The 13193-nt window shown below is 72.5% G+C and carries 9 protein-coding genes; 6 read left to right on the top strand and 3 right to left on the bottom strand.

The features are described 5' to 3' along the window. Positions 1–29: 29 nt before the first annotated feature. The 3 genes from JOC24_RS25715 to JOC24_RS25705 all read left to right on the top strand — a co-directional run bounded on the left by JOC24_RS25715 (position 30) and on the right by JOC24_RS25705 (position 3783). Positions 30–1469 (top strand): peptidoglycan recognition protein family protein, encoded by a 1440-nt coding sequence (locus JOC24_RS25715; RefSeq protein ID WP_205022770.1) that lies wholly within the window; start codon positions 30–32, stop codon positions 1467–1469. Positions 1470–1547: 78 nt separating this feature from the next. Beyond that, positions 1548–2639, top strand: a complete 1092-nt coding sequence (locus tag JOC24_RS25710; RefSeq protein WP_205022769.1) for a mannose-1-phosphate guanylyltransferase — start codon at positions 1548–1550, stop codon at positions 2637–2639. 145 nt (positions 2640–2784) lie between these two features. Beyond that, a complete protein-coding gene (locus tag JOC24_RS25705) occupies positions 2785–3783 on the top strand; it encodes a DNA-3-methyladenine glycosylase family protein (protein WP_205022768.1) in 999 nt (332 codons plus the stop codon). Between the two features lie 9 nt (positions 3784–3792). Here JOC24_RS25705 and JOC24_RS25700 read toward each other — a convergent pair whose 3' ends face one another. The 3 genes from JOC24_RS25700 to JOC24_RS25690 form a co-directional block, all read right to left on the bottom strand. Then, positions 3793–5115 carry a coenzyme F420-0:L-glutamate ligase gene (locus JOC24_RS25700; RefSeq protein WP_205022767.1) on the bottom strand — a complete coding sequence of 441 codons (1323 nt, stop codon included), beginning with the start codon at positions 5113–5115 and terminating at the stop codon, positions 3793–3795. Further along, positions 5112–6068 (bottom strand): 2-phospho-L-lactate transferase, encoded by a 957-nt coding sequence (gene cofD, locus JOC24_RS25695; protein ID WP_205022766.1) that lies wholly within the window; start codon positions 6066–6068, stop codon positions 5112–5114. The genes JOC24_RS25700 and cofD overlap by 4 nt, the downstream gene beginning before the upstream one ends. 100 nt (positions 6069–6168) lie before the next feature. Continuing rightward, entirely contained in the window at positions 6169–6708 is a 540-nt protein-coding gene (locus JOC24_RS25690; RefSeq protein ID WP_205022765.1) for a cysteine dioxygenase, read from the bottom strand. A gap of 654 nt (positions 6709–7362) precedes the next feature. On the opposite strand from JOC24_RS25690, the gene JOC24_RS25685 reads away from it, so the two are divergent. The 3 genes from JOC24_RS25685 (at position 7363) to JOC24_RS25675 (ending at position 13189) form a co-directional block, all read left to right on the top strand. Further along, positions 7363–7626 carry a WhiB family transcriptional regulator gene (locus JOC24_RS25685; RefSeq protein ID WP_031093859.1) on the top strand — a complete coding sequence of 88 codons (264 nt, stop codon included), beginning with the start codon at positions 7363–7365 and terminating at the stop codon, positions 7624–7626. Positions 7627–7904: 278 nt separating this feature from the next. Next, a complete protein-coding gene (locus tag JOC24_RS25680) occupies positions 7905–11663 on the top strand; it encodes a glycosyltransferase (RefSeq protein WP_205022764.1) in 3759 nt (1252 codons plus the stop codon). After that, complete coding sequence (locus tag JOC24_RS25675; protein WP_205022763.1) at positions 11660–13189, top strand: DUF5719 family protein; 1530 nt, start codon at positions 11660–11662, stop codon at positions 13187–13189. The genes JOC24_RS25680 and JOC24_RS25675 overlap by 4 nt, the downstream gene beginning before the upstream one ends. Positions 13190–13193 lie beyond the last annotated feature (4 nt).

Below are 13193 nucleotides of genomic sequence, written 5' to 3'. Positions count from 1 at the left end.
ATTGCCGGACTCTGTCAAAGATTTCCTATATGCGTGCACTTCTTGCAACTTCGATCGGCGTCACCTGTGCGACGGCACTCACCCTCCCGCTCGCCGCACCCGCCCCCGCCGCCCCCGCCCTCTCCCCGGTCGCACAGGCGCCCGCGGCCGCCCCCGCCGAACCCGCGGGTTCGACCCAGTCCCTGCCGCTTCGGCCACTCGCCGACGCGACCCCCCGGGCCACCGGTAGACCCACCGAGTCCATGACGCCTCCGGCCGCACGAGGGCTGCTCCGGCGTGACGCGCACCGCTTCTCGCTCGTGGGCGTTGTCTGGGACGACGCCGACGCCGAACTGCACGGCACCGTCCAGGTCCGCACCCGCGCGACCGGCACCGCCAAGTGGTCCGGGTGGCAGTCACTGGAGACCCACAACACCGACCACGCCGCCGACCCCGGCACCCCCGAACGCGATTCGGGCAGGGTGCGAGGCTCCACCGCCCCCCTCTGGGTCGGCGACTCCGACGGCGTCGAGGTGCGCGTACGTTCCGAGAACGCGGGACCGCGAAGCGGCGCCCCCGACACCTCCCCCCTCCCCGCGGGCCTCCAGGTGGAACTCGTCGACCCGGGCGAGGACCCCGTGGAACCGCGCGCCGAGGGCACCCCGGCCCCCGGCACCTCGTCCGCCGTCACCGCCGGTACCTCGTCGGCCGGCAGCGCGACGCCCGCGACGGCCGTGCTCCCGGAGTCCGCCGGTCTCACCATGGCCGCGGCCGAGAGCTCCGCGGTCAACGCCGACCTCGCCCCGCTGGGCGCCACCGAGATCACCGCTCTGAGCAAGGCCGAGTCGGAGGAGCAGGCGGTCGTCGGGGCGGGAGCCAAGCCCTTCGTGGGACCGCGCCCGGGGATCGTCACGCGCAAGGGCTGGGGCGCCGACGAGAGCCTGCGGGAGCGCGCCTTCGCCTACACCTCGACCGTCAAGGCCGCCTTCGTGCACCACAGCGCCACCGGCAACAACTACACCTGCGCCCAGGCGCCCTCCGTCCTGCGCAGCATCTACCGCTACCACGTCAAGAGCAGCGGCTGGCGCGACTTCGGCTACAACTTCGCCGTCGACAAGTGCGGAAAGATCTACGAAGGGAGGGCGGGGGGCGTGACGAAGCCGGTCCTCGGGGCCCACACCCTCGGGTTCAACTCGAACAGCATGGGCATCGCGGTACTCGGGACGTACAGCTCGAAGAACCCGCCCGCCGCCGCGGTCACGGCGATCGCCAAGCTCACCGCCTGGAAGCTCGGCCTGTTCGGCCGTAATCCCAAGGGAAAGGTCACGCTCGTCTCCGGCGGCAGCGGAAAGTACAAGAAGGGCGCGAAGGCCAGACTCAACGTCATCTCCGGGCACCGCGACGGGTTCGCAACCGAATGCCCCGGAATCCGTCTCTACAAGAAGCTCGGCACCGCCCGCACCAGTTCGGCGAAGCTGCAGGGCCGCTGACCGGGAGGCTCCGAACGGTCTGCATACACTGGCCAGCCGAAACGAGGCCCGGCCCCAGCAGGAAGCAGAGACAGTGCTGTGACAGAGGCAAAAGAAGCGATCCTCCTGGTCGGTGGCAAGGGCACCCGGCTGCGTCCGCTCACGGTGCACACCCCCAAGCCGATGGTCCCGGCGGCGGGGGTGCCGTTCCTCACGCACCAACTGGCGCGTGCCCGGGCGGCCGGGGTGGAGCACATCGTGCTCGCGACGTCCTACCTGGCGGAGGTATTCGAGCCGTACTTCGGTGACGGTTCGTCGCTCGGCCTCTCCATCGAGTACGTCACCGAGGACGAACCCCTCGGTACCGGCGGGGCCATCAGGAACGTGGCGTCGCGCCTGGTCTCCGGCCCGGACGAACCCGTCATCGTGTTCAACGGGGACATCCTCACCGGCCTCGACATCCGGGCCCTGGTCGCGGCGCACGCCACCTCCGGAGCGGACGTCTCCCTGCACCTGACCAGGGTGGAGGACCCGCGCGCCTTCGGGCTCGTGCCCACGGACGACACGGGCCGGGTGACCGCCTTCCTGGAGAAGCCGCAGACACCCGAGGAGATAGTCACCGACCAGATCAACGCGGGGGCGTACGTCTTCCGGCGGTCGGTCATCGACACGATTCCCGCCGACCGGCCGGTCTCCGTGGAGCGCGAGACCTTCCCGGGGCTGCTGGCCTCCGGCGCCCATCTCCAGGGCATGGTGGACTCCACCTACTGGCTGGACCTCGGCACCCCGCAGGCGTTCGTCCGCGGCTCGGCCGACCTGGTCCTGGGCCGCGCCCCGTCCCCCGCGGTCCCCGGCCGCTGCGGTGACCGGCTCGTCCTGCCCACCGCCTCCGTGGCCGCCGACGCCAAGCTCACCGGCGGCACGGTCGTCGGCGAGGGCGCCCTGATCGGCGAGGGCGCCAGGATCTCGGGCTCCACCGTGCTGGACGGCGCCGTCGTCGAACCGGGCGCGGTCATCACCGACTCGCTGGTCGGAGCGGGCGCCCGCATCGGCAGCCGTTCGGTCCTCACGGGTGCGGTCATCGGCGACGGAGCCCGGGTCGGCGCCGACAACGAACTGCGCGACGGCATCCGCGTCTGGTGCGGCGCGATCCTCCCGGACGCCTCGGTCCGCTTCTCGTCCGACCAGTGAACGGTCCCCCCCCCACCGGCCGGTGAGCGGTCCACACCGGCCGGTGGGGGACCGTCCCGGCCTCTGCGGGGACGGCTTCGGCCGGTGGTCGGTCCGCGTCGGTATTACCCTCGACAGGCACCCCCGACGACCGAGGACCTCACCCGTGGCAGGACGCTTCGTACCCCGCACCACCGCCGTGCCCCGCCAGGAGCCGGTGGCCGCGGACGTGTCCGCCCCGGCACTGACCCGGATCTGGACTCCACCGGGCCCGGTCGATCTGCGGCTCGTGCTGAGCCCGCTGCGCCGGGGTCCGGCGGACCCCGCCTACCGGGCGCTGCCCGACGGAACCCACTGGCGGGCGACCCGCACCCCGGCCGGCCCCGGCACCCTGCGCGTCTCGGCGTCCGCCGACCGCCAGGTCTCGGCCGCGGCCTGGGGGCCGGGCGCGCAGTGGCTGCTGGACGGGCTCCCGGCACTGCTCGGCGCCGACGACGTGCCGGAGGACTTCCGCCCGCGCCACCGGCTGCTCGCCCTGACCCAGCACAGCCGGCCCGGTCTGCGCCTGCTGCGCACCGGGCTGGTCATGGAGTCGCTGATCCCGTCGATCCTGGAACAGAAGGTCACCACCGACGAGGCCTACCGCGCCTGGCGGCTGCTGCTCCGCACCTACGGCACCCCCGCCCCCGGTCCCAGCGACGCGGCGTTCGGCTCGCACGGCCTGTACGTCATGCCGGACGCCAGGACCTGGTCGCTGATCCCGTCCTGGGAGTGGCACCGCGCGGGCGTGGACGCGAAGCGCTCCGCCACGATCCTGCGCGCGGTCCGGGTGGCCCGGCGCATGGAGGAAGCCGCCGCGATGGAGCTCACCGCGGCGATGGAACGGCTGCAGCTGATCCCGGGCATCGGCCCGTGGACCGCGGCGGAGACCCTGCAGCGCTCGAACGGCGCGGCGGACGCGGTGACCGTCGGCGACCTTCACCTGCCGGGCATCGTCGGCCACGCGCTCGCGGGCGACAGGAACGCCGACGACGAGGAGATGCTGGCGCTCCTCGCGCCGTACGAGGGCCAGCGCCACCGCGCGACCCGGCTGATCATGCTGTCGGGTCGGACCCCGTCCCGTCGGGCCCCCAAGATGACGCCGCGCGACATCGCCCGGTTGTAGCCGTCCGCCTCAGCGCACCGCGATGAACGCCCCCGCGTCCCGGGCGGCCCTCGCCGGCGGTGTCCCCTTCGGGTGCCCCACGGCCACCGCGCCCAGCGGATCCCAGGAGTCCGGCAGGTCCAGCACCTCACGCACCACGGACCGGCAGAACATCGTCGAGGACACCCACGCCGAGCCGAGCCGCTCACCCGCCAGCGCCACCAGGAAGTTCTGTACGCCCGCGCCTGCCGCGACCACGAACATCTCGCGCTCCGCGGTGTCCCGGCGCTCGTCCCCGTAGGTGTGCGAGCCGTCCATCACCAGGCACGGCACCGCCAGGTAAGGAGCGTTGCGCAGGACGTCGCCCCGCCGTACCCGCTTGGCGACCGACTCCTCGCTGCGTCCGTCCGCGCGCAGATCCGCGATCCACGCGTCCCGCATGGCGTCGAGCAGCCGGTGACGTGCCGGTGCCGACTCCAGCAGGACGAAGCGCCAGGGGGTCGTGTGGTGGGGCGCCGGGGCCGTCACCGCCGCCGCCACCGCACGCCGTACGGCTCCGGGGTCCACCGGCTCGTCCGTGAACTCCCTCACCGTGCGGCGGAGGTTCAGTGCTTCCCGTACCGCTTCGGACGTACCCAGCCGGAACATGTCGTCGGCCGCGACCCGCACCATCGCCCGGGCGCCCTGGTCCTCGGACGCGACCGCCACCACATGGGGGAGCCCTCGCACGACGGCGACCGGTAGTCCGGACACCTTGCCCTTCACCAGGTCACCGGCCGAAGCCAGTTCGTCGGCGGTGGCCACGACGGTGGCGCTCAGCGGGTTGCCGTGGCCGTCGGTACCGCCCCGCAGGTCGTCGAGGACCCTGACGCCCGCGGCGCCGATCGCGACGTCCGTCAGGCCGTTGCGCCAGGGGCGGCCGAAGGTGTCGGTGACCACGACCCCGACCTCGACCCCCAGTGTGTCCCGCAGCCCGTCCCGGATCAGTCGCGCCGAGGCGTCCGGGTCCTCGGGCAGCAGCAGGACCGTCCCGGCCGGGGTGTTCGAGGCGTCGACCCCGGCAGCGGCCATGACGAGGCCCTGACGGTTCTCCACGATCCTGAGCGTCCCGCGCCGGGCGACCACCCGCACGGTCTCGGCGTCGATCGCCGCCTCCCGGTCCGTGGCCTCCACGATCCGGCCCTCCGCCTTGGAGACGATCTTCGAGGTGACCAGCAGGACATCGCCGTCCACCAGACCCGGCTCCGTGGCTGCGATCAGCTTCGCGAGGTCGTCGCCCTCCCGGACCTCGGGCATCCCGGGCAGTGCCCACACCCGGTAGGAGGGCGCACCGTCGGCCGGTCCGCCGCTCATGCGCGTACCTCTTCCGCCAGCGCCAGGGCCTGCCGGGCCATCTCCGCGGTGACGTCCACGTCCCTCATCATCAGCGGTACGGCGCGGCAGCGGATGCCGGCCGCCTCGACCTCGTCGACCACTCCGGCGTCCACGGTGTCGACGAGCCACCCGTCGAGCAGGCCCGAACCGTAGTGCCGGGCGACCGCGGCGGCGGTGGACTCGACGCCCACCGCGGCGAGCACCTTGTCGGCCATGCCCCGCACAGGCGCGTCGCCGACGATGGGGGAGAGCCCGACGACGGGGACCCCGGCCTCGGCGATCGCCTCCCGGATGCCCGGCACGGCGAGGATGGTGCCCACCGACACGACGGGGTTCGACGGCGGGAAGACGATGACGTCGGCCTCGGCGATGGCCTCGAGGACGCCCGGCGCGGGCTTGGCCTGTTCCGCTCCCACGGGTACCACGGCCTGCGCGGCCACGGAGGCGCGCATCTTCACCCAGTACTCCTGGAAGTGCACGGCCCTGCTCTCGCCGTCGACGTCCACCGCCACGTGCGTCTCGACCCGGTCGTCGGACATCGGGATCAGCCGGACCCCCGGCTTCCACCGCGCGCACAGCGCCTCGGTGACCGCGCTCAGCGGATAACCCGCGCCGAGCATCTGCGTACGGACGATGTGGGTCGCGAAGTCACGGTCGCCGAGACCGAACCACTCGGGACCCACGCCGTAGGCGGCGAGTTCGTCCTTGACCCGGAAGCTCTCGTCGGTACGTCCCCAGCCCTGCTCCTCGTTGATGCCACCGCCGAGGGTGTACATCACGGTGTCGAGGTCGGGACAGACCTTCAGTCCGAACAGATGGATGTCGTCGCCGGTGTTGCCGATCACCGTGATGTCCGCGTCGGGCGCGGCCTGTTTGAGGCCACGCAGGAAACGAGCACCACCGATACCGCCGGCCAGAACCACAATGCGCATACCAACAGTCTGTCAGGCGGAGCCTGATCCTTGTGGGGGTGGTGGTGGGCGACGGGTGGGTCTGTCGGGCGGAGCCTGGTCGCGGCGTGGTTGTCGGCGGTCAGGCCGGTACGACGTCCTGGACGGCGGGAGCGCACTGTGCCGAGTGCATCGGCATGTCGGTGAGGCCGGGGAAGTAGACGTGCAGGCTGACGGCGGGTTCCAGGGAGTCGTTGACGACCTCGTGGACGTAGCCGGGGGCGAAGACGCGCTGGGCGCCCGGACCCAGTGACTGCGCGCCGCGCGCCGTGCGTTCGGTCAACTCGCCCTCCAGGACTGTGAGTACGCCGGACGAGAGTCCGTGGTCGTGGAGTCCGCTGCCCTGTCCGGGGACCCAGCTGAGCAGCCACACCTCGTAGCCGATCGGGGCCTCCCCGGCTCGATCGGAGCCGTGAGCCTGGGGAACGGTCTGCAACCGGTGGTACCAGCGGGTGGTGGTGTCGTACCGGACGAGCGGGGCCCACCGGGCGCGGTCGGCGGCGATGGAGCGGGCGAGTCCGACGAACCCGGCCACGGTGGAGGGATGGGGGCTGGCCGGCTGCAGAAGGTGCTGGACCTCAAGGATGTCGCCGGCGATCGAAAGGTCGCTGTCGCTGTTCATGGGTGCGGTGGTTCCTCGGCAGGTGGATGCGCGTGCGGGGGGTGGTGACGCGGAGACCGAAATGCGGTGAAACGGAGCTGGATCAGAGCTGGAGCGTCAGGGCTTCAACAGCTGTGACAGCTGGAACAGCAACAGCGGGCCTGGACAGCCGTACGGAACCCACGGCTGTGGGTCGTGTACGTCGCTGCGGTCGCGTGCATACGGCCAAGAAGACCGGTTCGGTCCGTCTCCTGTCAACCCGATGCCCGATTTGGCGGCATTGTTTCACTCCATCCGGTTGCTGATGGTGAAGAAAGGTTTTAGCGGCCACCGGAGAGGCAAGGTGGCGCATCAACTGTGTCCGTAAACGTGGTTGAGGGCTCGTGACCCTACTGTGATCTTGGTCGCTTCAGTGATCGAATCGAAACATCCGGACGGCCTCGCTCGTCTCACTCGATGAGAAGTGGCAGTGGGCGACACCGGTGGCATATGTCAGATTTTTGGTGATTTGGACACTTTCCGCTTACGCTTGGTTCCGAAGGGTGAATACCGGGGTCAATAGCAGATCTCCGCTTGACTGGCCCGAAGCTACACACTTGTAATTTCACTCGTGTCGTTCGGCCGCAGCGGTAACGGCCGCATCACGGGGACGCACGAGACAGACGAGGGGCGCACATGACCGAGCTGTTCCAGCAACTGCTGGTCGAGGACGCGGACGAGGAACTCGGCTGGCAGGAGCGCGCGCTGTGCGCCCAGACCGACCCCGAGTCCTTCTTTCCCGAGAAGGGCGGCTCCACCCGCGAGGCCAAGAAGGTCTGTCTCGCCTGCGAAGTCCGCTCGGAATGCCTCGAGTACGCCCTCAACAACGACGAGCGGTTCGGGATCTGGGGCGGTCTCTCCGAGCGCGAGCGGCGCCGTCTGAAGAAGGCGGCCATCTGACGCCGTGCCCTCCGGGCGCCTCAGACGTCTCGGCCCGGGGGCCGCATCCTGTACGCAAGGGTGCGGCCCCCGGGCCATCGCTGTGCCGGGCCGTCTCCGTCGCCTTCGGCCGCCTCCGGTTCCCGCCGGTCAACCGCTCGGCGCGGGGCGGACATCCGTACCGTTAGTGTGGGGCCCCGTCCGAGAGACGCGTCAACGCCCCGCCGGGGCGCGCGTGTACACCGATGCAGCCCCCGGGGGGACCCCCCTCCGGACCCGGCCGGAGGGCCCCTACCCCGATGTCCGTGCACAGCCACTCGCCGGCGCCGAACGAGGCCGCCGCCGCCCCAGAGTTCCCCCGGCACGTCGTCACCGCCGTGCTCGTCTCGCACGACGGCGCACGCTGGCTGCCCCGCGTGCTCGCCGGACTGCTGGGGCAGGAGCGCCCCGTGCAGAACGTCGTCGCCGCCGACACCGGCAGCGCCGACGACTCCGCCCGTCTGGTCACCGAGGCACTCGGCGGTGAGCGCGTCCTCCACCTGGCGCGGCGTACGAGCTTCGGCACCGCCGTCGAGGAGGCCACCCGCAGCGCAGGGGTCCTCACCCCCGACGACCTGCCGTACCTGAAGCGCCCCAGCGGCTGGGACCCGGTCACCCGGAGCTGGCGTGACGACGCCTACGACCTGCCGGAGCTCCCGCACGGCGAACCCGTCCAGTGGCTCTGGCTGCTGCACGACGACAGCGCCCCCGAGCCGGACGCGCTCGCCGAGATGCTCCGCGTCGTCGACAACGACAAGCACGCCGCGATCGTCGGACCCAAGCTGCGAGGCTGGTACGACCGCAAGCAACTCCTCGAGGTCGGCGTCTCCATCGCCAACAGCGGACGCCGCTGGACCGGACTGGACCGCCGTGAGCAGGACCAGGGCCAGCACGACCAGGTCCGTACGGTGCTCTCGGTCTCCTCGGCCGGAATGCTGGTCCGCCGCGACGTCTGGGAGGAGCTCGGCGGCTTCGACCGCCGGCTCCCGCTGATGCGTGACGACGTCGACCTCTGCTGGCGCGCCCACATGGCCGGCCACCGGGTGCTCGTCGCGCCCGACGCGGTCCTGCGGCACGCGGAGGCCTCCGCCCGGGAACGCCGCCCCATCGACTGCGCCGGGCGTTCGGTCACCAGCCCGCACCGCGTCGACAAGGCGGGCGCCGTCTACACGATGCTCGTCAACGCCCGGGGCAAGCAACTGCCGTGGGCCCTGTTCCGCCTTGTCGTCGGCACCCTGCTGCGCACCCTCGCCTACCTGGTCGGCAAGGTGCCGGGACAGGCGCTCGACGAGGTAGCCGGGCTCTTCGGCACCCTGTTGCGTCCCGGGAGGATCATCGCCGCGCGCCGCGCGCGCGGCAGAGGAGTGGTGGACGCGGCAGAGCTGCGATCGCTCTTCCCGCCGCCCGGCGCCACGGTCCGCGCCACCGTCGAACAGGTCGCGGGCAACTTCGGCAACCGCACCGAATCCGACTCCGGCGGCTCACGGCACGGAGCGGTCGAGTCCGGGCCCGGCGGCGACGACGCCGACTTCCTGGAGATCGAACAGTTCGCGCGGCTCAAGAAGGTCGGACGCAAGCCCGGCCCGGTGCTCTTCGCTCTCCTCCTCATCATCTCGCTGGTGGCCTGTCGGGGTCTCCTGTCCGGCGGCGCCCTCGCGGGTGGCGCACTGCTGCCCGCCCCCGCGGACGTCTCCGACCTCTGGGGGCGCTACGCGGACGGCTGGCACCCCGTCGGGACCGGCGGAACCCAGGTTGCACCGCCCTACCTCGGTGTGATCGCCGCACTGGCGGCGCTGTTCCTCGGTTCCACGGGCTTCGCGCTCACCCTTCTGCTCGTCTGCTCGGTCCCGCTGGCCGGGCTCACCGCGTACTTCGCCTCACGGCCGCTGATCGAGTCCAGGCTCCTGCGGGCCTGGGCGAGCGTCGCGTACGCCTTCCTGCCCGCGGCCACCGGAGCGCTGGCCACCGGGCGCCTCGGCACGGCCGTCCTGGCCGTCCTGCTGCCGCTGATCGCCCGCGCGGCCGTCGCCGCGCACGGGCTGCGGGGCGACGGCTCCACCGCACGCGGCAGCTGGCGCGCCACCTGGGCGTACACCCTGCTGCTCACCTTCACGACGGCCTTCACACCGGTCGTGTGGCCGCTCGCGGTGGTGCTCGGCATCGGCGTACTCGTGCTGCGCCGGAGCGACATCGCCGCGTACGGACTGCGCTTCCTGGCTACGGCCGGCACCCCGATCCTGGTCCTCGCTCCCTGGTCACTGTCCTTGCTGACCAGCCCGTCCGGTTTCCTGAAGGAGGCGGGGCTCGACATCGGTACGGGTACGGCGTCGGCCCTCGACCTGCTCGGTATCAGCCCCGGAGGCCCCAAGGCCGCCGGCGGCGTCCTCCTGCTGGGCATCGTGCTGGCGGCGCTGGCCGCACTGCTGCGCGGGGAGCGGCAGTTCGCGATCCGTGCCGCCTGGGTCGTCGTCCTCGTCTCCCTGGTCTTCGCGGGCATCTCCAACGGCTCCACCTGGGCCGGGCCCGCCACCCTCGTCTACGGCATCGCGCTGCTCGCCGCCGCACTGCTCGGCGCGGACGGCGCCCGGGTGCGGGTCGCCGCGCTGAGCTTCGGCTGGCGCCAGCCGGTCGCCGCGCTGATCGCCCTGGCCGCCGGGCTCGCCCCGGTCCTGGCCGCGGCGAGCTGGATGATCGGCGGTGCCGCCGGCCCGGTGGAGCGCCGCGACCCCGTGCAGGTGCCCGCCTTCGTCGCGGAGGAGAGCAGCACCCGTGACCAGGCCCGCACCCTGGTGCTCGGGGGCACGTCCCCGGCCGCAGTCTCCTACAGCCTGGTCCGGGGGTCCGGCGCCCGTCTGGGCGACGCCGAACTGACCGAGGCGGGGGGCAGCAACAGCCACCTCGACAAGGTCGTCGCCAACCTGGTCGCGGGCTCCGGCGCGGACCAGGGCAGCCAGCTCAGCGGCTTCGCCATCCGCTACGTCCTCGTACGGGACGGGGCGCCCCGGCAGATGGGCCGGGTGCTGGACTCGACCCCGGGCCTGAGCCGGCTCAGCCAGCTGGACGGCAGCGCTCTGTGGCGGGTCGACCGCCAGGTCTCCCGTCTGGCGATCGTCCCCTCCGGTGCGGGCGCCGAGCCCGTCCCGGTCGGATCGCTCTCCGTCGAGGCCCACACCGAGATTCCCGAGGGTGACGCGGGCCGGGTGCTGCGCGTCGCGGACGTGGCCGACCCGGGCTGGCAGGCCACACTGAACGGCCGGGCGCTGACCCCGAAGACCGTGGACGGCTGGGCGCAGGGCTTCGAACTGCCCACCGAGGGCGGCACGCTGGACCTCACCTACGACACCCCCGTCACCCACACCGCCTGGGTCTGGACGCAGGTGGCACTCTGCGTCGTCCTGGTCGTGCTCGCCCTGCCGGGCCGCCGTCGGGAGATCGACGACGACCTGCCCGAGGAGACCGAGGCCGTGGCGGCCGAGCCGGTCGCAGGGGAGGGCCGCCGGGCACGCAGGCTGCGCGCGGCCGCCCAGGCGGAAGCGGTGGCCGCGGGCGACGACCCCGCAGTCGCGGCGTACGGGGAGGACGGCGCGCCGACCGGACCCGGCGAGGCGGCCCCCGGCGTTCCGGGGCAGTCGCCGGGGGAGTACATCCCGGCGCAGCAGAGCGCCGATCCGTACGCGTCGGTGCAGACGGGCCAGGACGGCACGGGTACGTACGCGCCGGTGCCGCAGGAGAACTACGGGGAGTGGGGCGCGCAGCAGTACCAGGGCACCGACTACGGCCAGTACCAGGGCGGGCAGGACGCCGGCCAGTACTACCAGGCCGATCCCTACCAGCAGGACCCGTACCAGCAGCAGGGCGCCTACGACCCGTACGGCTACGCCCAACAGCAGCCCTACGCCACGGGGACGGGCGAAGCCGCCCCGTACGAAGGGCATGACGGGCACGACGAGAACGCGACCCCGGGCCAGGGCCCGTGGCCGAACGGCAACGGCAACGCATCGCGAGGCGAGTCCGAGTGAAGTCCACCCCCCTGTCCCTCATCGCGGGCGTCGTCGCCCTCGCCGCCGTCACCGGTTTCGCCGCGCTCACCGCGCCCGGCGACGAGGGCCCGGTCCAGGCGAAGGCCGCTGCCCGGCTTCCGGTCGAGCGCTCCAGCCTGCTCTGCCCGGCGCCGAGCACGTCCGACCTGGCGGATACCACGTACACGTCCTTCACCCCGGCGGGGAAGGGCGGCGGAGAAGCCGGTGCCGCAGAGCTGAAGCCGGCCGACACCCTGTCCGCCGAAGACGCCTCGGCGGACAAGGAGAAGGACGGGAAGGACGCCAAGGACAAGGAGAAGGCGGCGGACGGCAAGCCCGTCGTGTCCCTCAAGGACCTGGGCCGGCCCGCCACCGCCGACACCTCCGACGCCGGCGCCCCCGCCCTGGTCGGCACCGCCACCGGGAGGTTCGCTCCCGGCTGGACCGCCCAGCAAACCACGACGGCCGCCGCGGGCGGTGCCCGTGGCCTGCTCGGCGTCAGCTGCACCGCCCCCGACACGGACTTCTGGTTTCCGGGCGCGAGCACCGGGGAGGCTCGTCAGGACTACGTCCACCTGACCAACCCCGACGACACCGCCGCCGTCGCCGACATCGAGCTGTACGGCGCCGAGGGCCCCCTCGAGTCCGATGTGGGGGAGGGCATCAAGGTCCCCGCGAGGTCGAGCGTCCCCATGCTGATCTCGACCCTGACCGACGAGGCCGCCGAGAACGTGACCGTCCACGTCACCACCCGGACGGGACGCGTCGGCGCGGCCGTGAGCGCCGCCGAGGACGAGGTGGGCAGCGACTGGCTGGCCTCCTCCGAGGACCCGGCGGCCACCCAGATCCTGCCCGGGATCCCGGCCGACGCCACCTCCGTACGCCTGGTCGCCTTCGCCCCGGGGGAGGACGACGCCGACGTGAAGATCCAGCTCCTGGGCAAGGGCGGGGCGTTCTCACCGGCGGGGAACGACACCCTGCACATCAAGTCGCAGATGACCGCGAGTGTCGACCTCAAGAACGTCACACGGGGGGAGCCCGGTTCGATCCGGCTGTCCCCCGCCGACGGCAGCGGGACGCCGGTCGTCGCCGCGCTGCGTGTGGTGCGCGGCACCGGGGCCAAGCAGGAGATCGCCTTCATCCCGGCGACCGGCCCCGTGGGCGAACGGGCGAGCGTGGCCGACAACCGGGCGAAGGGCTCGATGCTCTCCCTGGCAGCCCCGGGCGCAACGGCCGAGGTCAAGGTCACGGCGTCGGCGGGCAGTGGGGGCGGCGAGGCGACCGTCAAGACGTACACGGTCAAGGGCGGTACGACGCTCCAGTTCACGCCCGAGACCCCGGCCGGCCTCAAGGGCGGCTACGCCCTGACGGTGGAGACCGAGTCGGGCGGCCCGGTGTACGCCTCCCGCACGCTCCAGCTCACGGAAGGCGGGGTCGACATGTTCACCGTGCAGACGATGCCGGATGACGGGGGCGCGGTCGAGGTGCCGGCGGCGGAACAGGACCTGTCGGTCCTGGACGACTGAGGCC

This window comes from Streptomyces sp. HB132 (assembly GCF_016909575.1).
Lineage (GTDB): Bacteria > Actinomycetota > Actinomycetes > Streptomycetales > Streptomycetaceae > Streptomyces.
This window is presented reverse-complemented; position numbering and strand designations above follow the sequence as displayed.